At 75.0% G+C, this 23,894-nt stretch carries 16 protein-coding genes; 7 read left to right on the top strand and 9 right to left on the bottom strand.

Annotation, left to right across the window (positions count from 1 at the left end; all coding sequences use genetic code 11):
• Positions 1-32 precede the first annotated feature (32 nt).
• Both AB0O11_RS19550 and AB0O11_RS19555 read left to right on the top strand, forming a co-directional pair.
• On the top strand, positions 33-563 hold the full coding sequence (locus AB0O11_RS19550) for a GNAT family protein (RefSeq protein ID WP_363388238.1): 531 nt from the start codon (positions 33-35) through the stop codon (positions 561-563).
• A 168-nt stretch (positions 564-731) separates the two neighbouring features.
• Positions 732-3,920, top strand: coding sequence for an AMP-binding protein (locus AB0O11_RS19555; RefSeq protein ID WP_363388241.1), 3,189 nt, complete (start codon positions 732-734; stop codon positions 3,918-3,920).
• Between the two features lie 165 nt (positions 3,921-4,085).
• On the opposite strand, the gene AB0O11_RS19560 is transcribed toward AB0O11_RS19555, so the two are convergent.
• Genes AB0O11_RS19560 through AB0O11_RS19570 form a run of 3 tightly spaced genes read right to left on the bottom strand, consistent with a single transcriptional unit; the run spans position 4,086 to position 15,845 of the window.
• Positions 4,086-7,211: an amino acid adenylation domain-containing protein gene (locus tag AB0O11_RS19560; protein ID WP_363388244.1), complete on the bottom strand. Its 3,126-nt coding sequence runs from the start codon at positions 7,209-7,211 to the stop codon at positions 4,086-4,088.
• Complete coding sequence (locus tag AB0O11_RS19565; protein WP_363388246.1) at positions 7,208-12,745, bottom strand: amino acid adenylation domain-containing protein; 5,538 nt, start codon at positions 12,743-12,745, stop codon at positions 7,208-7,210. Before AB0O11_RS19565 ends, AB0O11_RS19560 begins: the two co-directional genes overlap by 4 nt.
• Positions 12,746-12,800: 55 nt before the next feature.
• Positions 12,801-15,845: an amino acid adenylation domain-containing protein gene (locus tag AB0O11_RS19570; protein ID WP_363388248.1), complete on the bottom strand. Its 3,045-nt coding sequence runs from the start codon at positions 15,843-15,845 to the stop codon at positions 12,801-12,803.
• Positions 15,846-16,400: 555 nt separating this feature from the next.
• Between AB0O11_RS19570 and AB0O11_RS19575 the strand changes: the two genes are divergently transcribed.
• The 4 genes from AB0O11_RS19575 (at position 16,401) to AB0O11_RS19590 (ending at position 18,581) form a co-directional block, all read left to right on the top strand.
• Complete coding sequence (locus tag AB0O11_RS19575) at positions 16,401-16,592, top strand: hypothetical protein (RefSeq protein ID WP_363388251.1); 192 nt, start codon at positions 16,401-16,403, stop codon at positions 16,590-16,592.
• Positions 16,593-16,631: 39 nt separating this feature from the next.
• Positions 16,632-16,826: a hypothetical protein gene (locus AB0O11_RS19580; protein ID WP_363388254.1), complete on the top strand. Its 195-nt coding sequence runs from the start codon at positions 16,632-16,634 to the stop codon at positions 16,824-16,826.
• 340 nt (positions 16,827-17,166) lie between these two features.
• Positions 17,167-17,439: a hypothetical protein gene (locus tag AB0O11_RS19585; protein WP_363388256.1), complete on the top strand. Its 273-nt coding sequence runs from the start codon at positions 17,167-17,169 to the stop codon at positions 17,437-17,439.
• 110 nt (positions 17,440-17,549) lie between these two features.
• Positions 17,550-18,581, top strand: coding sequence for an MAB_1171c family putative transporter (locus AB0O11_RS19590; RefSeq protein ID WP_363388389.1), 1,032 nt, complete (start codon positions 17,550-17,552; stop codon positions 18,579-18,581).
• Positions 18,582-18,627: 46 nt separating this feature from the next.
• Here the strand turns inward: AB0O11_RS19590 and AB0O11_RS19595 are convergent, their stop codons facing one another.
• Entirely contained in the window at positions 18,628-18,792 is a 165-nt protein-coding gene (locus AB0O11_RS19595) for a hypothetical protein (RefSeq protein ID WP_363388259.1), read from the bottom strand.
• A 53-nt stretch (positions 18,793-18,845) separates the two neighbouring features.
• Here AB0O11_RS19595 and AB0O11_RS19600 point away from each other — a divergent pair, with 53 nt between their 5' ends.
• Positions 18,846-19,283 carry a universal stress protein gene (locus AB0O11_RS19600; RefSeq protein ID WP_363388262.1) on the top strand — a complete coding sequence of 146 codons (438 nt, stop codon included), beginning with the start codon at positions 18,846-18,848 and terminating at the stop codon, positions 19,281-19,283.
• A gap of 23 nt (positions 19,284-19,306) precedes the next feature.
• On the opposite strand, the gene AB0O11_RS19605 is transcribed toward AB0O11_RS19600, so the two are convergent.
• From AB0O11_RS19605 to AB0O11_RS19625, 5 genes are read right to left on the bottom strand one after another with little or no spacing between them, the layout of a single operon-like run.
• Entirely contained in the window at positions 19,307-19,807 is a 501-nt protein-coding gene (locus tag AB0O11_RS19605) for a hydrogenase maturation protease (protein ID WP_363388392.1), read from the bottom strand.
• A 5-nt stretch (positions 19,808-19,812) separates the two neighbouring features.
• A complete protein-coding gene (locus tag AB0O11_RS19610; RefSeq protein WP_363388264.1) occupies positions 19,813-21,108 on the bottom strand; it encodes a nickel-dependent hydrogenase large subunit in 1,296 nt (431 codons plus the stop codon).
• Positions 21,105-21,884, bottom strand: coding sequence for an oxidoreductase (locus AB0O11_RS19615; RefSeq protein WP_363388267.1), 780 nt, complete (start codon positions 21,882-21,884; stop codon positions 21,105-21,107). Before AB0O11_RS19615 ends, AB0O11_RS19610 begins: the two co-directional genes overlap by 4 nt.
• A gap of 5 nt (positions 21,885-21,889) precedes the next feature.
• Positions 21,890-22,699, bottom strand: coding sequence for an FAD/NAD(P)-binding protein (locus tag AB0O11_RS19620; protein ID WP_363388270.1), 810 nt, complete (start codon positions 22,697-22,699; stop codon positions 21,890-21,892).
• Positions 22,696-23,871: a 4Fe-4S dicluster domain-containing protein gene (locus AB0O11_RS19625; RefSeq protein WP_363388273.1), complete on the bottom strand. Its 1,176-nt coding sequence runs from the start codon at positions 23,869-23,871 to the stop codon at positions 22,696-22,698. The genes AB0O11_RS19620 and AB0O11_RS19625 overlap by 4 nt, the downstream gene beginning before the upstream one ends.
• Between the last annotated feature and the right edge of the window lie 23 nt (positions 23,872-23,894).

The following is a 23,894-nucleotide window of genomic DNA, read 5'->3' on the forward strand; positions in this document are numbered from 1 at the left end:
CACAGCAGCCCGGCCAGTGGTAAACATGTGACATGTTACAAGGCACTCACATCACCCTCCGGGCCCGCCACGACGCCGACCTCCCGGTGCTCCTGGCCGAGCTGTACGACGACGTGGCGACCCGCTCGCGGGCCGACTCCCGCCCCTGGCGGCCCATCCCGCCGGGCTCGGCGCACTCCCCGTACGTGGTCTCCGGGCCGTCCGACGAGGCCGCGTGCTTCTCCGTGGTCGAGACGGCCACCGGGGAGCTGGCCGGCGAGGCGCTGCTGTGGGGCATCGACGCCCACAACCGCAGCGCCCACGTGGGCCTCGCCCTGCTGCCGGGCCACCGGGGGCGCGGCCTCGCACCGGACGTCCTGCGGGCGCTCTGCCACTACGCCTTCCCGGTGCTCGGCCTGCGCCGGCTGCAACTGGAGACGCTCGCGGACAACGCCCCGATGCTCCGGGCCGCCACCGGTGTCGGCTTCACCGTCGAGGGGCGGCTGCGCCAAGCCGCCTGGGCGTACGGGGAGTTCGTGGACCAGGTCGTGCTCGGGCTGCTGGCCGAGGAGTGGCAGGGATAGGCGACGGCCGGCGCGACCCGGACGGGCCGGGTTGCGGCAGTGGCAGGAGCGCGGGCGGCTGACGGCGGGCCGGCCGGAGCGCTCGGGCCCGCTCTCCTGACCCCGAATGAGCCGGCCCCCGGGCGGGCGGTCTCCCGACGGCCCCGGAGCGGGGCGACGCCTCCGGGCGTGCGTGCCAAGGGTCATGACGATCTGTGGACGGATCTGGCGCCCGCCTTCACCGTTCCGATACGGTCTGGACCGATCAGCGGCCGATCTTCGTCCGGCATCGGTCCGCCGCGCTCCGAAAGCCTCCCGGGAGTCGTCATCAGCGCCCAGCCCGTCTCCGTTCCGCTCACGCTTCCGGCGCTCCTGGACCACCGGGCCGCGCTCCATCCCGAACGCACCGCGCTGCTGGTGCCCGGCGGTGGGAGCCTCACCTACGGCCGGTGGCGCGAGCGGGCGGTGCGGGCCGCGCACGGGCTGGCCCGGGCGGGTGTGCGACCCGGGGACACGGTGGCGCTGCTGTTCACCAACCGGGAGTGGGACGAGTACGCCGTGGCGTTCCTGGCCGCCCACTACGCGGGCGCGGCCGGACTGGTGATCCGCGAGGACCTGGCCCCGGCCGACGTGGAGCAGCTGGTGGAGGCCGCCGGGGCACGCTGGGCGGTCGCCGGGAACGGCCCGCGCACCATGCTGCCCACCTTCGGGCTCGACGGTCTCGACGCTCCGGACGGGAACGACCCCCCGCACCGGGTCGGCCCCGGGGACCTGGCCCAGATCATCGGGACCTCCGGCACCACCGGCACGCCGAAGGGCGTCCGGGCCGCGCACGCGAGCCTGACCGCCGGCCTGGTCCTCAACCCCCGGCCCCGCCCGTACGCGCACTCGCGGCACGCGGTGCACGCCTTCCCGATCGGCACCAACGCCGCCCAGGCGGTGCTGGTGAACGCGCTGACCGCGCAGCCCACGACGATCTGTCTGCCGCGCTTCGACGCGGAGGAATTCGGGCGGGTGGTCGAGGAGTTCGGCGCGGGCACGGTCTTCCTGGTGCCGTCGATGGCGGTGGAACTGCTGAACTCCGGGACAGCCGACCGCCGGGACCTCGGCAGCGTCCTGCTGGTCGGTTCCACCGCCGCCGCGCTCCCGCCGGCCGTCGCCGCCGGGCTGAGCGCCGCGCTGCCGAAGGCGATGGTCGTCAACACCTACACCTCGGCCGAGGCCTCGCCCGCCCAGATCTCGGCGATCGTGGACCCCGGCCGCCCGGGCTCGCTGGGCCGCCCGACCGACCCCGCCGACCTGCGGATCCTGGACGAGGACGGGGAACCGGTACCGCCCGGCGGGACCGGCGAGATCTGGCTGCGCCAGCCCGGCCCGCCGCGCGGATACGCCGGGGCGGACTCCGACACCGTCTTCCGCGACGGCTGGGTGCGCATGGGCGACCTCGGCAGGCTGGACGAGGACGGCTTCCTCCACCTGGTCGACCGGGAGAGCGACATCGTCAAGTCCGGTGCGCTGAAGGTCTCGACGCTGCGGATCGAGGCCGTGCTGCACGAGCACCCGCAGGTCGCCGACGCCGCCGCGCTCGGCCTGCCGCATCCGGTGATGGGCCAGGTGCCGGTCGCCGCGGTGGTCCCGATGCCGGGCGGAATCGACCCCGACGGGCTGCGGCTCTTCCTGAGCGAGCGCCTCGCCAGGCCCGAACTGCCCGTGCGCATCCTGGTGTTGGACTCCCTGCCGCGCAACCCGAGCGGCAAGGTGGTCAAGCACGAACTGCGGACCGCGTTCGAGGAACCCGCCCCGGTGACCGGAAGGGCCCCCGAGACGGAGCGGGAACTCGCCCTGGCGGGCCTGTGGCGGACGGTGCTGGGGCGGCCGGTCCGGGCGGTGGAGGACGAGTTCTTCGCCCTCGGCGGGGACTCGTTCCGTGCCGTCCAGCTGGCCGCCGCGATCTCCGCCGAGTTCGGCGTGGCGGCGCGCACGGCACTCGTCTTCGAGCGCCCCTCGCTCCGCGCCCAGGCGGCCTGGCTGGAGCGGGCCGAAGCCTCTCCGGCCGGCACGGTGGAGCGGCCCGGGGCCGAGGTGTCCGACTTCCTCCGCTCGCTGCGCGCGCAGCCGCACGACCTGCCGCTCACTTCCCAGCAGGAGAACTTCCTGCGCTGGATGGCCGAGGCCCCGGGCCGCAACGTCGGCTCGGTGGCGGTGATGTTCCGGGTGACGGAGGGCCTGCGGACGGACGTCCTGGCAGAGGCCCTGCACGAGACGATCCGCCGCCACCCCGCGCTGCGGACCAGGTTCGTCCCGGTGCCCGGTGCCGAACCGGGGGTGCTGCGGGCCGTCCTGGACAACGAACCGCACGCGGACGTGGTGCTGGTGGAGGCGCCCGGCGCGGGCGACGACGAGGTGTCGGCGCGGCTGGTCGCCGTGCGCGACCGGCTGACGGACGTCGCGTCGGGGCCGATGACCAGGCTGGCCGTGGTGAGCCGCGGACCGGAGGACCACGTTGTCCTGCTGGCCGTCCACCACCTCGTCAGCGATGGCTGGTCGCTGGGCCTGCTCCTGCGCGACCTGGGAGTCGCCTACTCGGCGCTGAGCCACGGCCGCCGGCCGCCGGCGGCCCGCCCCGGCCCGGAGTACCGCGAGCTGGTGGAGTGGTCGAACGCCCACTGGCCGGCGTCCCGCACGCACTTCGCGGCGGCCCTCGCGGACGCGCCCGCCGCGGTCGACCCCTTCCCGGGGCGCCGGCACACCGAGGTGGTGCTGAGCGCCGCCCACGCGTTCACGGTGCCCCCGGAGACGGCGGACGCGCTGCGGGCCAGGGCGGCGGAGCTGGGGGCCACGCCGTTCCTCGCGGTGGCGGCAGTCTGGAGCGGCCTGCTGGCCGCCCGCAGCGGACGGCCGGACCTCGTCCTCATGACGCCGGTGCCCGGCCGGACCCGGCCGGAGGCGGAGCGGGCATTCGGCTGCTTCGTGCAGTCGCTGCTGGTGCGGGTGGACGTGTCGGGCACGCCGGGGTTCGCCGAACTGCTCGACCGGGTCCGCTCCGCCGCCACCGCCGCGCTCGACCACCAGCTGTACCCGTTCGCGGAGTTCAGCCCGCTGGTGCCGTTCGCGGCCTGGCTGAGGTACGAGAGCTGGAGCGCGCCGGCCCAGCTGCCGGGGGTGGCCTGCGCCGCGTGGGAGCTGCCCCGCAACGCCACCGTGCCGTACCCGCTGCCGGGCGGCGACCGGCACGTCCCGGAGCTCGCGGTCACCGAGCAGCCGGACGGCGCGCTGCGGTGCTGGCTGCGGTACAACGAGCACGCCTTCGAGGCGGGGACGGTGACCGCGCTGGCCGGCGACCTCGCCGCCGCGCTGACCGGGGCGGCCGGGCTCTGACGCGCAGACGGCGGGGGTGCGGACCGTCGCCGGCCGCACCCCCGGATCGCGTCCTGCCCGGCCCACCCGCTCGACCGAACCGACCAACCGAGCCGATCGGCCCACCCGCCGGCACGCCCTCGGGGCCCGGCTCCGCCGCACACGGCGGAGCCGGGCCCCGACCGCTCAGCCGGAGAGGCGCCCGGCCGCCTCCTCCTCGGTGAGCGCGTCGATCTCGGCGATCAGCAGCGCCTCGATCCGGGCCGCGAGGGCGGCCGGTGTGCTGCTCTCGAACACGTCGCGGATGGGGATGTCGAGCCCGAGGCCGGACCGGATCCGCGCGGCGACCCGGGTGACCAGGAGGGAGTCCCCGCCGAGCGCGAGGAAGTCGTCGAACACCCCGACCCGGGGCACTCCGAGGACCTCCTGCCACAGCTCGGTGACCAGCTGCTCGGCGTCGGTGCGCGGCGCGACGTAGCCCGCCCCGTCGGCCGGCCCGGGGTCGGGCAGGGCCGCGAGGTCGGGTTTGCCGTTCGGGGTCAGCGGCAGCCGGGCCAGCGTGAGCACGGTGTCCGGGACCATGTAGGCGGGCAGTCGCAGGGCGAGGTGCTCGCGCAGCTCGGCCGGTCCGGGCTCGCTGCCCGGGCTCGGGACGGCGTACGCCAGCAGCCTCCGGCCGTCCCGGACCAGCACGGCGGCCTGCGCGACGGCCGGGTGCGAGGTCAGCGCGGACTCGATCTCCGCGGGCTCGATCCGGTAGCCGCGCAGCTTCAGCTGCGCGTCGCCGCGCCCCAGGAACTCCAGCCGGCCGTCCGCCCGCCACCGGGCACGGTCCCCGGTGCGGTACATCACGCCGCCGAGGAACGGATCGGGCAGGAAGGCGGCCGCGGTCAGATCCGGCCGGCCCAGGTAGCCCCGGGCCAGGCCGCTGCCGCCGATGTACAGCTCGCCCTCGGCGCCCCGGGGCAGCAGCCCGCCGCGCTCGTCCAGCACGTGGACCCCGACCCCGGGCAGCGGACGGCCCAGCGAGGGCCGGCGCTCGGTGTCGGCGGCCGTCAGCTCGGCCGCGGTGACGATCACGGTGGCCTCGGTGGGGCCGTAGGTGTTGACCAGCCGGACCGCGTCCCCGTGCCGCCGACGCCACCGGGCGACCGTGTCGGCGCGCGCCTCGGAGCCGCCGATGACCACCAGGCGCAGCGCCTCCGGCCAGCGGGTCTGCTCGCCGAGGCCGACGAGCTCCTCCCAGTAGGCGGTCGGCAGGTCGAGCACGGTGACGGACCGGCCGTACGGGCCGTCCAGCAGGTCGGGCAGGGTCCGGCCGCCGCCGGGCAGCAGCACGACGCACGCCCCGGCCGCCAGTGCCGGCCAGAGCTCCTCCACGTGGGTGTCGAAGCCGAGGGAGGCGAACTGGACGATCCGGTCGGCCGGGCCCAGCGCGTAGCCGTCCGGGCCCGCCATCCAGTCGACCCGGGCGGCCACCGCCGCGTGGTCGACCGCGACGGCCTTCGGCGTGCCCGTGGACCCGGAGGTGTAGAGGACGTAGGCCAGGCCCTGCGGGTCGGGCGGGGCGAGGTCGGTGGTCCCGGCGCCCGGCAGGTCGGCGCCGGTGAGGGTGAGGACGGCGTCGGCCTGGCGGACCATCAGCGCGCGGCGGTCCTCGGGGTGGGCCGGGTCGAGCGGGAGGTAGGCGGCGCCGGCCTTCCAGATCGCCGTCAGGGCGACGACCAGGTCGAAGGAGGGCGCCATCGACACCGCGACCACCCGGCCGGCCACCGGGCCGAGCCGGCGCGCCAGTTCGGTGGACCGCCGGTCGAGTTCGGCGTAGGACAGCGTCCGGCCGTCGCAGTCCAGGGCGGGCGCGTCCGGTCGCGCGGCGGCCTGGTCGGCGAACCGCTCCAGCACCGTCCGCACGGTGGCGGGGGCCGCCGGCCCCGCCCCCAGGGCGAGCAGCGCCGTCCGCTCCCGCGCTCCGACGAACCAGTCGCCGTGCAGGGGGAGTTCCGGGTCCTCGACGATCCGCGCGTACAGCTCCCGGCACCGGTCGCCGAGCGCCTCGACCGTCTCCCGGTCGAAGAGTTCCCGGTCGTAGCAGAAGGAGAGCGTGATGCCGCCGTCGGCGGTGCGCCAGCTGTCGAGCAGCAGGTCGGTCTTGGCCTGCTCGAAGCCGGAGTCCATGCTCGTGGTGCGGACGCCTGCGGGGAGCGTGGGCCCGCCGGAGCCGACCGCGAGCTCGTTCTGGCTCTGGTGGACGAAGACGGCCTGGTAGAGCGGTCCGGCTCCGGTGTCCGCGGGCAGGCCCAGGTGGGCGGCGAGCCGCTCCGCCGGGGCGTCGGGGCGGCTCAGGGCGGCGAGCGCGGCGGACCTGGTCCGCTTCAGCACGCTACGGAAGTCGGGATCCCCCGTCAGGTCCGACCTGATCACCGCGGTGCGGTTGAAGTAGCCGAGCAGCGCCTCGTGCGCCGCCTCGGTGCGGCCCGCCAGCGGGGTGCCGACCACGAAGTCCCGGCAGCCGGTCCAGCGCGCGAGCACGCACTGGTAGCCGGTCAGCAGCACCATGAACGGGGTGCACCGCTCCTGCCGGGCCAGCCGGTCGAGGGCGGCGGTCGGTTCGGGGCCGAGGTCGACGGTGACGAAGCCGGCGGGTCTGGTGGGCTCCGTCGGTCTCGGCCGGTCGAACGGGAGGCGCAGCGCTCCGGTGCCGGCGAGCCGGTCCGCCCAGAACCGGAACGCCTCCTCGCCCGCCTCCCCGCCGGTCCTGGCCTGTTCGGCGCGGGCGAAGTCGCCGTACTGCAGGGCGAGTTCCGGCAGGTCGGCGGGTGTCTCGCCGATCGCCTCGCGGTAGAGGGCCAGCAGTTCGCGCCACATCGTGCGGAAGGACCAGCCGTCGGCGACGATGTGGTGGACCACGACGCTGACGGCGTGTTCCCGCTCCCCCGCACTGATCAGGGTAGCGCGCAGGGGCGGCGCGGCGGCGAGGTCGAACGGCGCGTTGACGTACGGGCGGCAGGCGTCGGTGAAGTCCGCCTCGGTGGCGCCCTCGGGCAGGCTCAGGGTGACCAGGTCGATCCCGGCGGGGGGCTGGACCAGTTGGACGGGCTCCGCGGCCCCGGGGCCGTCGTACACGAAGCGGGTGCGCAGGATCTCGTGCCGTTCGGCCAGCCGGCCGAGGGCGGTGCGCAGGGCCTGCGGGTCCATCGGGCCGGTCCAGCGCCGGTTGAGGTACATGTTGAAACCGGCGTCGTCCGGGTGGAGCTGCTGGAGGAACCAGAGCCGGCGCTGTTCGGCGGTCAGTGGATGGGTGGTGCTGGTCACCGGACGGTCACCTCGGTCTCGGAGCGGTGGGGGAGGGTGGGTGCGGCGGCGCCGGCGGCCCGGTCCTGGATGGTCTTCAGGCCGACCAGGTCGTCGGGGTCTGCGTCGGGGACGTCCCGGTCGAAGTGGCGCAGCACCGGGACGGCCAGGCAGACCAGCGCGAGGGCGGCCATGGCGAGGCCGAACAGCAGGTAGAGCAGTCCGATGCCGCGGCCGTCACCGGTGCCGATGAGCCGGCCGACGGTGGAGGCGAGGGCGCCGCCGCGGTCCATCAGCGGCTGGAGGAGTCCGGGCCCGAAGGGGGCGACCACCGCGAACCCGACCGGCAGGGTCGACCAGGCGACCATGGTGTTGACCGCGATCACCCGGCCGTGGAAGCGCAGCGGCACCTTGGTCTGCACGATGGTCGCGTAGGCGCCGTTGAGCAGGGCGAGCGCGAAGGTCATGCCGAACGCACCGAGGGCGACCGTCCAGATCGACGGGCGCAGCCCGGTGAGCAGACAGGCCCCGGCGACCGCCAGGGTGGCGAGCAGCACTCCGCGCAGCTTCTGCCGGCGCGGTCCGCCCCAGGCGACCAGGGTGATCCCGCCGAGCACGGCGCCGAGGCCGGCCGCCGTGGACACCCAGCCGGCGGCCGAGAGCGGGGCGAAGGAGAGCACGAGCGGGGTGGTGAGCAGGAACAGCGGGGAGAGGAAGACGTTCAGGACCGCGAAGTACAGCAGCATCGCGCGGAAGTGGCTGCTGCCGAGGGCCCGTCGGAAGCCTTCGCGGATCTCGGCGGGAATGCTCTCCCGCCGGATGGAGCCCATCACGTCCGGGAACCGCACGGCCAGGGTGACGGCGATGGCGACCCCGTAACCGGCCACGTCGAGGGCGAGGATGCCGCCGAGCCCGATCGCGGCGAGCAGGCCCACGGCGAACAGCGGGACGAGGAACTGGGCGAGGCCGAAGGCCATCTGGACCACGCCGTTGGCGCGGCCGAGGTAGCGCTTGGGGACGAGCTGCGGCACGGCCGCGTTCCAGGCGAGTCGTTGGAAGGAGAGGGCGGCGGACAGCACGGCGACGAGCGCGTAGGCGTGCCAGACCTCCAGGCCGCCGGTGGCGTAGAGCAGGAGCAGGACGGCCTGGGTGAGGCCGGCCGCGAGGTCGCCGAGGAGCATGGTCCGGCGCCGGTCGCCCCGGTCGACGATCGCGCCGGCGAGCGGGGCGGCGAGGATGCCGGGCACCAGGCCGCAGGCGGCCAGCAGCCCGAACTGGGCGAGGGAGCCGGTGCGCAGGTAGATCCAGACCGGGAGGGCGAACTCGGTGAGCGCCGATCCGATCATCGACACCTGCTGCCCGGAGGCGACGGTGAGGAAGCGGCGCATGGTCGGGCGGACGGGCGCCTGCGCGTCGTCCGTGACCGGCCGTTCGGCGTCCCGGGAGAGCCCGGCCAGCCACCAGGTGGCGCCGTCCGTCCGGCGGTGGCGGTCCTCCTCCCCCGCGGCGATCGACCGGTGGACGCCGGTGACGATGGCCGCGAGTTCGGCGGCCCGGTACTTGAGGTAGAAGTGGCCGGCCTCGTCGAGGACCACCACGGCGGTGGTGTCGGCGATCCGGTGCCACTCGCGGAAGCGCTCCTGGTAGAACTCGGTGGCCGGGTCGCGGTCGCCGCAGACCGCGATCACGGGGGCGTTGATCCGTCCGCCCTCGGTCCCGAACATCCGGGTGAAGTAGCGTTCGACGTCCTTGGTGCCGGTGCGGCGGTTGCGGACGATCAGCCGCAGCTGCTCCGGGTCCAGGTCGTCGGTGTCCATCCCGGCGGCGGCCAGGCCGTTGATCATGTCCTGGTCGCTGCGCATCCGGTCGAGGAGTTCGGCCCAGCGTTCCCCGACCGCGGCGCCGCGCCCCTTGGGGCGGGCGAAGGGGAAGATGCCGCCGAGGTGGACGGCGTCGATCTCCCGGCCGGCGGCCTCGACCCGGCGGGCGATCTCGACGGCGAGGCGCACGCCGACCCCGCAGTGCCCGTAAAGCACGATCCGGCCCTCGACGCCCTCGACGATCTCGCGCGCGCACCGGTCGGCGACCTCGTCGACGTCCATCGGCTCCTCGCCGAGTTCGTGTCCGGGGACGGCGATGGAGTGCAGCGCCCAGTCCTCGGGCAGGGCGTCGGCGAGCGGCTTGTAGATCAGCGCGCTGCCGCCGCCGTAGGGCGCGCAGACCACGCTCGCGGTGGTGCGGCGGCGTTCGGGGGTGAGCCGGTGCAACAGCCCCCGCGGCCCCCGGTCGGCGCCCGGGTCGGCGACGAGCCCGGCGAGCTGCCGGACGGTCGGGAAGCGGAAGAGGTCCATCACGCCGACCGGCGTCGGCAGGTCGGGGAAGGCGCGGCGCAGCCGGGCGACGACCTGGGTGGCGAGCAGCGAGTGCCCGCCGATCTCGAAGAAGTCGTCCAGGGCGCCGACCTTCGCGACGTCGAGGACCTCGGCCCAGATCGCGGCGATCAGCGTCTCGGTCCCGCCCTCGGGTTCGACGTGTCCGCCGGCCGGGGCGGCGTCCTCGGGTTCGGGCAGCGCCTTGCGGTCGACCTTGCCGTGGGCCAGCAGCGGCAGGCGGTCCAGGACGACGAACCGGGCGGGGACCATGTAGTCCGGCAGGACCTCGCCGAGCGTCACCCGCAGTTCGGCCGCGGCGGGGACGGCTGCGTCGGCCGCGCGTTCGAGGTAGGCGACGAGGTTCTGCCGGATGCCCTCGCCCCGGACGGTCACGAAGGCCTGGGTGACGCCGGGCAGCGCGGTGAGCGCGGCCTCGATCTCGCCGGGCTCGACCCGGTAGCCGCGGACCTTGATCTGGTCGTCGGCGCGGCCCAGGTACTCCAGTACGCCGTCCGGCCGCCAGCGGGCCAGGTCGCCGGTGCGGTACATCCGGCCGTCGGCGAACGGGTCCTCGACGAACCGTTCCGCGGTCAGCTCGGGGCGGCCCAGGTAGCCGCGGGCCAGCCGGTACCCGCCGAGGTACAGCTCACCGGTGACGCCGGGCGGCACCGGCCGCCGGGCGCCGTCCAGGACGTAGCAGCGCGCGCCGGCGAGCGGGGTGCCGATCGGGGTGCTCCCCGGGCCGTGCTCCCCCGGCAGGACCTCGTGGACGGTGACGCCGACCGTCGCCTCGGTCGGGCCGTAGTGGTTGAACACCGCGCAGCCGCCCCGGCCGGCCAGGTCGGCGGCCCAGGCCCAGGGCGAGGCCTCCCCGCCGAGCACCAGGGCGCGGCGCGGCAGCAGGCGTTCGAGCGGGGCGTCGGCGGACAGCGCGGCCAGGTGGGAGGGCGTCATCTTGAGGTAGTCGAGGGCCGAGGCCTCGATGTGGTCGGCGAGTTCGGCGCCGGCGATGCGCCGCGGCAGCAGGTGCACCTGGCCGCCGGTGGTGAGCGCCAGGTAGAGCATCGTGATGCTGAAGTCGAAGGACAGGGACTGCAGCAGCCCGTAGCGGGCGCCGGGCTCGATCCGCAGCCGGTCCCGCACGCCGGCCAGGTAGTTGAGGATCTCGCGGTGCTGTACCGCGACGCCCTTGGGCTGCCCGGTGGAGCCGGAGGTGTAGATGACGTACGCGAGGTCGTCCGGTCCGGACGCCTCCGCGAGCGGCACGTCCCGCGACGTCCCGTCCTGCGCTTCGTCCGAGGAGGGGTCGGCGCGGTCCACCAGCAGCTCCGCGCCCCCGTACGCGGGGAACCGCTCCCGCAGCTCCGAGTCCGTCACCAGCACGCGCACGTCCGCGTCGGCCACCAGGTGGGAGAGCCGCGCGGGCGGCTGCTCCGGGTCCAGCGGCAGGTAGCAGCCGCCGGCCTTCAGCACGGCGACCAGGGCGACCGCCAGGTCCGGGGACTGTTCCAGGCACACCGCCACCCGGTCGTCCCGGCCGACGCCCAGCGCCCGCAGCCGCCGGGCCAGGGCCGTCGCCCGGACGTCGAGTTCGCGGTGGGTGACGGTGGCGTCCTCGAAGACCAGCGCGGGGCGGTCGCCCGCCCGCCGGGCCGCCGCCGCGAGCAGCGCGGTCAGCGTTCCGGGTCCGTCCTCGGGGAGCGCCGGGCCGGCGGCCCATCCTTCGACCAGGTCGCGCTGCTCGGCGCCGGTCGTCACCGGCAGTTCCTCGACGGCCCGGTCCGGATCGGCCGTGGCCGCCGTCATCAGGACCTCGAAGCGCTCGGTGAGGCGGCGCACGGTGTCGGCGTCGAAGAGGTCGGTCCGGTAGGTGATCAGGCCGAACAGCCCGCCGTCCTTCTTCTCCCGCAGGTAGAACGCGAGGTCGGAGTGGCTCGTGGTGGCGGCGTGCCCGAATCCCTCCGCGGTGGCGGCGGGTGCGGTGGGGGCCGTGCGGTCGCCGTAGTTCTGGAACGCGAAGGTCGCCTGGAACACCGCCGAGCGGCTGACGTCCCGCTCGATGTCCAGGTCCGCGACCATCTGCTCGAAGGGCACCTCCTGGTGGGTGTAGGCGTTCAGCGTGGTCTCCCGTACCCGGCCGACCAGCTGTCCGAAGGTCAGTCCCTCCTCCAGCCTGGCGCGGATCGGCAGCATGTTGACGAAGGCCCCGACCACCGTCTCCAGTTCCCGGTGGAGCCGGCCGGCCACGGCCGAGCCGATCACGAAGTCCCGCTGGCCGGTGTGCCGGCCGAGCAGCACCTGGAGGCCGGCCATCAGCACCATGTACGTCGACGCCCCGCGGGCGCGGGCGCACTCGGCGACGGCGCGGGCGAGTTCCGGGCTCCAGTGCAGTTCCACGGCGGCGCCGTCAAAGGTGAGCAGCGGCGGCCGGGGGCGGTCGACGGGCAGTTCCAGCGCGGGGACGTCGGCGAGTTCGGTGCGCCAGTAGTCGCGGGAGGCGGTCAGGGCGCCGCTGTCCAGCCGGTCCCGCTGCCAGCGCGCGTAGTCGCCGAACTGCACCGGGACGGCGGGGAGTTCGCTCTGCTCGCCGTGGGCGTGCCGGGCGTAGAGCAGGTCCAGTTCCCGGTTGAGGATGTCGATCGACCAGCCGTCGCTGACGATGTGGTGCATGACCAGGGCGAGGACGTGGTCCTCGTCGGAGAGCCGGACCAGCAGGGCCCGCAGCAGCGGCCCGGTCGCGAGGTCGAAGGGTCTGGAGACCAGCGCCCCGATCTCCTCCGCGGCTCTTCGGCCGGGGTCGGGATCGCCGGAGGCGTCCACGAACCCGGCGGCGAAGGAGCCCGGTTCGGCGACCAGGACCTCGGCCCTGCCGTCCTCCGTGACCGGGAAGGTCATCCGCAGGCCCTCGTGCCGTGCCACCAGGGCGGCCAGGGCGGCGTCCAGCGCCGAGCGGTCCAGCGGCCCGCGCAGCCTCCGGGCCGGGGCGAGCGTGTACGCGGTGCCGCCGGGCGTGAACTGGTCCATGAACCAGAGCCGTTCCTGTCCGCTGGACAGGGGCGGGGCGCTGCCCTCCGGGCGGGGCTCGACCACCCGCACCGGGGCGGCTGCGCCGCGCAGGCGCTGGGCGAGGAGGGAGCGTTTGGTGGCGGACCAGTCTGCGGGCAGGTCCCGGGTGTCGGTCATCGGCAGTCCGTTCGGGCGTGGAGCGGGGAGGACGCGGAGGGGCAGTCGGCGGCGGTCAACGCCGCTCGCGCACGACGGCGGCCAGGGCGGCCGGGGTGGAGGCGTCGAAGAACAGGTCGAAGGCGAGCTCGACCCCGAAGGAGGCGCGGATCCGGGCGGTGATCTGGATGATCGTCAGGGAGTGTCCGCCGTGGTCGAAGAGGTCGTCCTCGGGGCCGAGGCCGGACACGCCCAGGACCTCCTCCCAGATCGCCAGGATGCCCGTCGTGACGTCGTCGGCCTCCGCAGGTCCCGCGGCCTCCGCGCGTGGCGGGGCGGGCAGCGCGCGCCGGTCGAGCTTGCCGCTCGGGGTGAGCGGCAGCCGGTCGAGGGTGACGAACTGCCGGGGCACCATGATTCCGGGCAGGGTGCGCAGCAGGTGGTCCCGCAGGTCCGCGTCGGACAGCGGTGCGCTGCCGGGCGCGGGCACCCGGTAGCCGACGAGGGCGGGCTCGCCCTCGGCCTGCTCGCACACGGCGACGGCCGCCGCGGTGACGGCCGGGTGGTCGAGCAGCGCGGCCTCGATCTCGCCGAGTTCGATCCGGTGGCCGCGGATCTTCACCTGGTCGTCGATCCGGCCGTGGAACTCCAGTTCGCCGTCCTGCGTCCATGCCACGAGGTCGCCGGTGCGGTACATCCGGCCGCCGGCGAACGGGTCCTCGACGAACCGTTCCGCCGTCAGTTCCGGGCGCCCCCGGTAGCCGTCCGCGAGGCCGTCGCCGCCCAGGTGGAGCTCTCCGGGGATCCCGACCGGCACCGGGAGGCCGTTCGCGTCCAGGACGTACGCCCTGGTGTTGGCGACCGGCCGGCCGATCACCACGGCGTCCGGTCCTGCGGGGACGTCGGCGCAGGTGGCGTAAATGGTCGCCTCGGTCGGACCGTAGCCGTTGACCAGCCGGCCGAGGGAGGCCCGGAGCTCGCGGGCCAGCGGGAGCGGCAGCGCCTCCCCGCCCACGATCCCGGTCAGCCCGGCCGGCAGGGGCCCGGCGCTGAGCAGCACCCGCCAGCCCGAGGGAGTCGCCTGCAGATGGGTCACGCCCTCCCGTCGGATCAGCCCGACGGTGCCGGGCGCGTCCAGGGCGGCGCCGTCCGGCGCGAGGACCAGCCGGCCACCGGTGACCAGCGGCAGCAGGATCTCCAGCCCGGATATGTCGAAGGAGAGCGAGGTCAGGCCGAGCCAGACGTCCTGCGGTCCCGAGCCGAGCCGTTCCGCGAACGAGGTCAGGAGGTTCACCAGGGCCCGGTGCCCGATCTCCACGCCCTTGGGCCGTCCGGTCGAGCCGGAGGTGTACAGCACGTAGGCGAGGTCGCCGCGCGGGGCCGGAGCGGCCTCCGTGGGCCCCGGTTCCGTACGGCCGCGCCCGAGGCGCAGGACGGCCGGTGCCGCCGCCACCGCCTCGGGCGCGGGCTCCCGGTCGGCGACCAGCAGGGCGGCGCCCGAGTCGGCGAGCAGGAAGGCGAGCCGCTCGGCGGGGTAGCCCGGGTCGAGCGGCAGGTAGCCGGCCCCGGCGGCGTGCACCGCGAGCAGGACGGCGGGCAGGTCGGCGGAGCGCTCCAGGTGCAGGGCGACGACGTCACCGCGGCCCACCCCGGCCCCGCCCAGGACGGCGGCCAGTTCGTCGATCCGCTCCACCAGCGCGCGGTAGGTCAGCCGCTCGGCGCCCGCGCTGACGGCCACGGCGTCCGGCGTTTCGGCGGCCCGCTCCCGCACCAGGTCCAGGGCGGTGCGCTCGTGCGGGTAGGCGCGGGTGGTGGTGTTCCACTCCTCGGTCACCAGGTGCCGCTCGGCCTCGCCCAGCAGCGGCAGGGCGCCCAGCGGGGTCTCGGGCGCGGCCGTCGCGGCTTCCAGCAGGGCCGTGTAGTGCCCGGCGATGCGCTCCGCGGCGTCCGGCGACAGGACCGCCGGAGCGTACTGGAGCGAGAACGCGAGCCCGTCGGCGGTGTCGACCGCCTGGAGGTGCAGGGTGTTGCGGGCGGCGCCGTTGAACAGCGCACGGTCCACCCGGACGGCGCTTCCCGGGAACACCGGGTCCGCGGCCCGGCCGCGCCGGTAGCCGAACGACACGGGGGCCAGCCCGGCGCGCGGCGTGAGACCGGCGACCGCCTCGCCGAAGGGCACCGAGCGGAACGGGTACCCGTCACGGGCCTCGGCCCGGACGGCCCGGGCGTACGCGGCGAAGGGCGTTCGGGCGGTCGCCCCGGCCGGCGCGTGCACCGGCAGCTCGTTGACGAACAGCCCGATCTCCCCGGCCTGTTCGGCCGTCCGGACGGACAGCGGCACGGAGACCGGGACGGCCTCGCCGCCGTAGCGCAGCAGCAGTGCGTGCAGTGCGGCGAGGAGGAACTCGAAAACGGTGACGCCGCAGCGCTCGGCGGCCTCGGCCAGTTCCGCCCGGCCCCGCGCGTCCATCCGCCACCCGTCGCACGCTCCGGACGCCGGGGCCGTGACGGCACGCGGCAGTCCCGGGAGGACGGGCTCGGTCGCCGCGGCCCACCGCGGGCCGTACCGGTCCGCCGCCCGGCGGACGAGGTCGGGGCCGGGCGGGGCGAGGGGCGCGGACGGGCTCCGGTCGGCGGCCGGAGCGGCCTCGCCCAGAGCGTGCGCGTAGGCCGCGGCGAGTTCCGCCACCAGGACGTCCTTCGACTCCCCGTCGAAGACCGCATGGTGCACGACGGCCAGCAGCTCCGCCGCCTCACCTCGGCCGCGGTAGAGGGTGAACCGCGCCAACGGGCCCGCCTGGAGGTCGAACGGGCGTGCCGCGTCCTCGGCCAGCCGCTTCTCCCGGCTCTGCGCGCAGTCCTCGGAGGCGTCGACCACGTCGAGGACCGGAGCGGTGCCGGGCTCCAGTACGAGGCTCCCCTCGCGTTCCACGAACACCTGGGACAGGACGGGGTGACGTGTCGTCACCGTCGAGACGGCCCGGGCGAGGGCCTCGGCGTCGACCCGGTCGAAGGAGAGCAGGACGGGCATGTGGAACACCCCGTGCACCTGGCCGAGGCGCTCGGTGAACCAGATGCCCCGCTGGTAGGGCGACGCGTGCAGGGGGAGGGAGTGTGGCATGTGCGGCTCGATTCGGCAGTCGGTGAATGGCGCGTTCCCCGTGGCCGGGCGCCGACGTGGCCGACACCGCGGACTTCTCTGGCGACCCGGCCGCCGGGTGGCGTCCGACCGGCCCCCGCCGGCCGACGGGCCGCTCCGGCCTCGACCCTCCCGGCCCGCAGATCCCCCCTGCGCACAACCGGGTCGGAGCCGGTCCTCTCCCCCGGTGAAAGGCCGATCTTGGCCCAGACCTGCCGAGAGGTTGGCAGAGAAGCCCAGTGCCGTCAAGGGTCGTCCACCCTGCCGGCAAAGGCGTCATGAACGCGTCCAACCTGCGGGAATGCGCCTCCCGGGCAGGCCTTCTGATCGTTCGTCATCGACGCAACGGCCGCCGACCGGAGCCCCGCCGGGGGCACGCCGCCCCCGGCGCCACCCCGGCGCGTTCGGCGCGGCCGACACCGACGTGCGCCCCGCCGCGAGCCGCTGAATCCGACGGGCGCCCGACGCCCGTCCCACGAGCCCGGCCGGCCGTCCGGCCGGCCGGTTGAGGAACCACCACCGAAAGGCAGGACCGCCATGACCGACAACAGCATCGCCCGTGCCTGGAAGGACCCGGAGGACGCCGCCCGCGCCACCGCCCCCACCCACCCGTCCGGCGAGGTCGACCTCGGCCTGGTGACCGGCGGCCTGGCGGACGAGGAGGGCGGCAGCGAGGCGCTCGGCACCGCCGGCTGCTGCCCCACCTGGGCCACCGGCACCCACTGCTGACGGCCGGGACCTCCCTCCTCCCGAGACGGAAGAAACGCCATGAGCAACGAGGAGCTCGTCCGGTCCTGGAAGGACCCCGAGACGGCGCACACGGCGCCCGGCCACCCGCTGGGCGAGCCGGACCTGACCGCCCTCAGCGGCGGCGAGGAGGCCTTCACCAACAACGACATCTGCAGCAGCACCGACCAGAGCTGGTGCGGCACCTGCGGCAGCTTCAGCTTCGGCTGCTGCTGACGGTCAAGGCGCGGCACCCCTGCACAGGACGTCGGGCCCGGCCCTCCCCCCGGAGGGCCGGGCCCGCGTTCGCTCCCCGGGAACAGCACTGCCGGACGTCGGCGCGACGCCCGAAGCTACGATGGTTACCCGGTGGCCGGCCCCGTGCTCCAGCGCCGCCGGAACCGACAGCGGTGGCGCAGGAGGCGGAGATGGCGGAAGCCGGGGCGAGTACGCTCGCCGAGAGGATCGAGGCGCTGTTCCGCACGGTCCGGCGCCCCAACCGGGAGCAGTACAGCAACGAGGACGTGGCGCGCGCCTGTCGCGAGGCCACCGGTGAGACCTTCTCGGCCACCTACCTGTGGCAGCTGCGCACCGGCAAACGCGACAACCCGACCAGCGGCACCTGGAGGCGCTGGCCGGGTTCTTCCACGTCTCACCCGCCTACTTCTTCGACGACCGCCCCGAGGAGATCGTCGCCGAACTCGCCCTCCTGGAGGCGCTGCGGGACGCCGGTGTCCGGAACATGGCGCTGCGGGCGGTGGAACTCTCGCCCGAGGCACTGGACACGGTCTCCGATGTGATCGAGACTATCGCTCGCCGGGAGGCTGCCAGGGGCAAGCCCTCCCCGTGAGCACGGCGCGGTGCAGCCGAGGGGGCACCACGCAACGGTTGACCGGCCACGTCGGCCCCGGCGGATAGGCAAGGCGCGCATTGCGGTGGATCCGACGACACGGCGCAATGATGCGGCGCTGCCGCAAGAACCGGTCTGGCGGGCCTGTCCGGCATGCTCGCCGACCACCTCAAGACGGGCTCCGCCGGGTTCCTCGCCCTGGCCGCCTCTCGCTGCGCCGTCCCGCGGCCGACGCCCGGTCCCTGCGGCTCCGCTGCGCCGGCACCGCCCTCGCGGTCCTCTCGGCGACCGTCCTGTTCCTGTGCGCCCGGATCGGGGAGGCCGACGGCCACACGGTGGCCACCGGCCCCTACGGCCCCGCGGCGCTGGCCGGATACGACCTGGTCATCACCGGCTACGTGGCCTGCTGCCTGGTCGCCCTGCTGCGCCAGACGCCGTACTGGACCCGCCAGGCCGACACCACGGTCCTGCGCACGGCCCTCGTCCTGATCACTCTCACCACCGCCGTCGGCCTGTTCTGGGCCGCGTGGGGATTCGACGACGTTCTCGGCGCCCTGCGAACGGGCCGTCAACAGACCACCGAGGACCCGGTCTCGCTGGCGCTCGGACGGCTGTGCGCGGTCCTGCTGCTGGCGGGCGCCACCACGCTGCTGTGGGCGCGCGCCGGGCGCGCCGCCCGACGCTGGCGGGCGGCGTACCGCAACTACCGGTCGCTCGGGCCGCTCTGGCGGGCCCTGCACGCGGCCTTCCCGCAGATCGCCCTCTCCGCCGGCCGGATGCCCCTCACCGACGCCGAACTCGCGCTCTACCGCCGGGTGATCGAGATCCGGGACGGGCTGCTGATCCTGCGCCGCTACCGCACGGGCGAAACGCCCCCGGCAGGACCGTCACAGGCCTGGCGCGGCGACGACCACACCACGGACGCCGCGGCGCGGGCCGAGGCTGCCCGGATCGCCGCCGCCCTGGTCCGCGCCCGTACGCGGACGGACCCTCCCGCCGGCCCCCGTCCCACCACCCCGCCACCGGCCGAGCCGGCCCTTCCCCAGACCGGCAGCATGGAGGCCGAGACCCGCTGGCTGGCCCAGATCGCCCGAGCCCTCCGGAGTCTGCCGCCCCCGGCCGCCGGCCGCGCGGCCGACTGAGCCCGGGGGCCGGGGGCCGGGGGCCGGGGGCCGCAGGCTCCGGGGATCACCGGGCGAAGGCGGTCACCACCTCGGAGAACTCGACCTGCGGTTCGCCCGCCAGGAGTTCCGGGAAGCGCGCCAGCAGGTCGGTCACGTGGGAGGAGGCGAAGTGGGCCTCACGCGCCCGGCGGACGGCCGTCACCCGGGTGCCGGGCCGTGGTGGCGGCACCGCCCGGCGGCCAGCACCGTGGTCGGGGAGCGACGATCCACAGGACGGTGCAGATGAACGCGAACGACTCCCTGCCCCGCGTCGTGGTCGGCGTCGACGGCTCGCCGTCGTCGTACGCCGCACTGCGCTGGGCGGCCCGGCACGCCACGCTGATCGGCGGGGTGGTGGACGCGGTCGGCGCATGGGAACCGCCGAGCCACTTCGGCTGGTCGGCGCCGGTGGTCGACACCACCTTCGACCGGGAGCTGGCCGAGCGGCGCTTCGCCGACGAACTGCACACGGTGCTCGGCGAGGGCTGCCAGGTGGAGGTCCGCCAGACGATGGTCATGGGCGACCCCTCCGACGTCCTCCTGGAGGCGGCCAGGAGCGCCGAGCTGCTGGTGGTCGGCAGCCACGGCCACGGCGGCTTCACCCGCTCCCTGCTCGGCTCCGTGAGCACGCGCTGTGCGCAGCACGCGGCCTGCCCGGTCGTCATCGTCCGGGCCCACTGACGGCAGGAAGCGGGACACCCGGATCACGGCCGGGTCCCGTGCCCCCGGAACGCGTCCACCGCCTGGCGGACCTCCGCGACGACGCCGGGCAGGGCGCCGGTGACGGCCGGGCTCAGACCCTCGCCGATCGAGAAGTCGGCACCCTCCACCGCGATGATCCGCAGTTCGCGCGGCAGCCGGCCCAGGGCGGCGGCCAGCGCGATGCCGTGGCCGAGGCCGAGGCCGTGGGTGCCCACCGCCGCCTCCTCGTCCACGAGGGGGTCGGCGAGCAGGTGGTCGGCGTCGACGGTCACCGAGTGGATCCTGCCCGGCTCGCCGGGGTGGCCGTGCACCGCGTCGACGACGACGGCGAGGTCGGCGCCCTCCCACAGCTCCATCAGCCGGGTGGGCTCGCCGTCGCACAGGGTGAGCCGGTCGGCGGCCAGGCCCGCGGTCGTGAGTTCGGCGAGGACGGCCACGGCGGCACCGTCGTCGTGGCGGTACTCGTTGCCGACGCCGATGACGACGATCCGCCCGCTGTCCATGTCCGTCAACTCCGCTCCACGGTGAGGGTGAGGAAGTGCGCCGCGCAGGAGATGCACGGGTCGTAGCTGCGGATCGCCTGCTCGCACTGCCGGGTCAGCTCGGTGTCGTCCAGGTGCAGCCGGGGCTGGATGAACGCCCGGAGGTCGGCTTCGATCGCGGTCTGGTTCTGCGCGGTGGGCGGGACGATGACGGCCAGCCGGACGAGCCCCTCCTCGTCGATGTCGTACCGGTGGTAGAGCAGCCCGCGGGGCGCCTCCGTCGCGCCGTACCCGGTGCCCGCCCGGGGTGGGACCGGAACGGCCGCGGCGGGCGGCGGTACGTACTGCTCGATGATCCGCTGCGCCTCGGTGACGGCCCACAGCACCTCGACCGCGCGGATCACGATGCTGCGGAAGGGGTTGTCGCAGTGCGGGCCGAGCCCGGCCTCGGCTGCCAGGTCGCGGATTCCGGCGGGCAGGCGTCCGCTGCCGAGGTTCCAGCGGGCGAGCGGCCCGGTGAGGTGGGGCCGGCCGTCGAGCGTGGCGTGCAGGGCGGTGGAGTGCCGCACCTGGTGCTCGCGGACGTGCTGTTCGAACTCCGCCACGCCGAACGGGCCGGCGAGGGCGCCGGTGGGCGTCCCGGAGTCGATGGCGTAGCCGTCCGGGTCGCTGAGCGCGAGCAGCTCGTGCCGGACCGTCAGCGGCGGGAAGTCGAACCCGGCCACCCAGCCGAGGGCGTCCTCGGCGTCGACCCGCGCCTGGCGCAGGACCGCTGACAGGCGGTCGAGTTCGGCCCGCGTCGGGAGCCGGTGGAAGCCGCCGATCCGGATGTTGACCGGGTGGATCGCCCGCCCGCCGAGGACCTCGACGATCTCGTTGCCGGCCTTCTTCAGCCGCAGGCCGCGTTGCAGCAGCGCAGGATCGCTGCGGGCCAGTGCGAGCGCGTCGGGCAGGCCCAGGAAGTCGGGGGCGTGCAGCAGATGGATGTGCAGGGCGTGGCTCTCGATCCACTCCCCGCAGTACAACAGCCTCCGCAGCCGGGCGAGTTGGCCGCCCACCTCGACCCCGCAGGCGTCCTCGACGGCGCGGCAGGCGGTCATCTGGTACGCCACCGGGCAGATTCCGCAGATGCGCGAGGTGAGGTCGGGCGGCTCGGTGTAGCGGCGGCCGCGGAGCAGCGCCTCGAAGTAGCGCGGGGGCTCGTAGATCGCCAGCCGGACGCTCTCCACCTCGTCACCGCGGACCGAGACGTGCAACGCGCCCTCGCCCTCGACGCGGGCCAACGCACCGACAGTCAGCAGCCGCCCAGTGCGGTGGGTCATCCGGTGTCCTCCGTCGCCTGTCGGGCCGCTTCCGCGAAGCCGGGGGCCTCGGCGTTGAAGGTACGGTAGAGCCGGGCGGCGTCCGCTTCCGCCACGCCGTCGCGTCGCAGCAGCGGCAGCAGGGCGTGGGTGTTCGGTGTCTCCATGGGCCCGAAGCAGCCGTAGCAGCCGCGCCCGTACGCCGGGCACAGCGCCCCGCAGCCGGCCTGGGTGACCGGGCCCAGGCAGGGGGTGCCGTGGGCGACGGTGACGCAGGTGGTGCCGCGCAGCTTGCACTCGAAGCAGACGCTGTGGGTGGGGACGTCGGGCTTGCGGTCGGCCAGGTAGGCGGTGACGACCTCCAGCAGTTGACGCTTGTCGATCGGGCAGCCGCGCAGTTCCAGGTCGACCGGCACGTGGGCGGAGACCGGGGTGGAGTCTTCGAGGCTGTCGACGTACTCGGGGCGGGCGTAGACGACGGCCTGGTACTCGGGCAGGCTCACCAGGTTGCGCAGCGCCTGGACGCCGCCGGCGGTGGCGCAGGCACCGATGGTCACCAGGTACCGGGACTGCTCGCGCACCCGCCGGATGCGTTCCAGGTCGGCGGCGGTGGCGATGGAGCCCTCGACCAGGGAGAGGTCGTAGGGCGGTGGCAGCTCACGGCTGGAGGCCTCCAGGAAGTACCCGATCTCGATCCTCCCGGCGAGGGCGAGGAGTTCGTCCTCGCAGTCGAGGAGGGTGAGCTGGCAGCCGTCGCAGGAGGAGAACTTCCACACCGCCAGTCGCGGGGTACCCATGGCGGTCACCTCTCCGGCGTGGCCAGCAGGCCGTCGGCGTGGTCCCAGCCGAAGACCGGGCCGTCCCGGCAGACCAGGACCGGGCCGAGCTGGCAGTGGCCGCACCAGACGGTGGCGCAGCGCATGTTGCGTTCCAGCGACACCCGGATCCGGTCGGCGGGAACGCCTCGGCGCAGCAGCTCCCGGGCGGTGGCGCGCATCATCGCCTCCGGGCCGCAGAGGTAGGCCGCGCAGCACTCGGGCCGGAGAGCGGCGCGGTCGAGCAGGCCCGTGACCAGGCCGGTTCCACCGCGCCAGCCGGGTTCGGGGCGGTCCACGGTGACCAGGACGTCCGCGGCCGTGCGCCAGCGCGGCAGGTCGTCGAGGAACAGCTGCTCGCCCGGGTCGCGGAATCCGGTGAGCACCGAGACCCTGCCGAGTTCCCCGGCCCGGGCGACGGTCTCCTCGATCAGCGGGCGCAGCGGGGCGAGCCCGATGCCGCCTGACACGACCAGCACGTCGCTGTCCGTCGGCGGACTCCCCCAGACCGTGCCGTACGGACCGCGGGCACCGATCCAGTCACCTGTTTCCGCCCGGCAGAGTGCCTGGCTGACCTTGCCGACCGCACGGACGGTGTGACTCAGCACGGCGCCGTCGATCCGGCTGGTGGACAGCGGGATCTCACCGGTGCCGAAGGCGTACAGCATCGCGTACTGCCCGGGGCGGAACGGGCGCAGGGGTTCGGCGGCCGGTACCAGGTCGAGCGTGACGGTGTCGGCGGTCTCGCGGTGGCGGGCCCGTACCCGGTACGGAACGGGGGTGGTCGCGTGCGTCATGGTGCTCCCTCGGCGGCCGCTCCCCCGGTTGTCGCTCCCCCGGTTGTCGCCGCCTCGGCCCGTAGGGCGGTGACCTCCTCGGTCAGGTCGATCCCGACCGGGCACCAGGCGATGCAGCGCCCGCAGCCGACGCACCCGGAGGAGCCGAACTGGTCGTGCCAGGTGCCGAGTTTGTGGGTGAGCCACTGGCGGTAGCGGCTGCGGGCGGAGGCGCGGACCGGGCCGGTGCCGTGCACGTAGGAGAAGTCGAGGTCGAAGCAGGAGTCCCAGCGCCGCCACCGCTCGGCGTGGTCACCGGTGAGGTCGGTGACCTCCTCGGTGGTGGTGCAGAAGCAGGTGGGGCAGACCATGGTGCAGTTGCCGCAGGTCAGGCAGCGGTTCGCGACCTGGTCCCAGCGCTCGGCCGTCATCGTCCCGGCCATCAGCGCGCGCAGGTCGGTGGGATCCATGTTCCGGCCCATCCGTCCGGCGGCCCCGACGACGGCGGCCCGGGCGTGCTCACCGTCGGTGGGGCTGGTGGGGAGCGCGGCCAGGACCTCCTCACCGTCCGCACTGCCGGCCCGGACCAGGTAATGCAGGCCGTCGGCCTCGACGGTCTCGGTGAGCGCCAGGTCGTACGACGATCCCTCCGGCAGCCCCGGGCCGGTGCCCATCGAGGCGCAGAAGCAGACCCCGCTGGGCTCGGTGCACTCGGCCACGACGATGAAGGCGGAGGCACGCCGCGGCGCGTACACCGGGTCGGCGTAAGCGCCGCCCGTCAGCACCCGGTCCTGGACGGCGATCGCGCGCAGGTCGCAGGGGCGCACTCCGAGGAAGGCGTAGCGGGGCGGCGGGTCGTCCTCCTCCCGGACCGTGACCGTCCCGTCCTCGGTCCGGTCGGCCTGCCAGAGCCGGGCCCGGGGCGGGTGCAGGAAGGTCTTCCAGGACTGCGGCCCGGCAGAGTGGGCGAACGCCGCCCGGTCGTCGCGCCGGCGCAACCGGTAGGTGCCGGCTTCGGCCTCGACACCCCAGCCGTACGGCAGCTCGCCGGCCGAGGCCAGTTCGGCGAGCACGATCGCGCCGTCCCGTACGGTGGGCCCGATCACGGTGAAGCCCCGCTGCCGCAGGGCCGCGACCAGCTCGGCGAGACCGCGTTCGTCCAGTTCCACGAGCGGTGCCGTCGTGGTGTCCATCGGCCCTACCTCCGGTTGACCGC

Source organism: Kitasatospora sp. NPDC093102 (assembly GCF_040683915.1).
Classification (GTDB): domain Bacteria; phylum Actinomycetota; class Actinomycetes; order Streptomycetales; family Streptomycetaceae; genus Kitasatospora.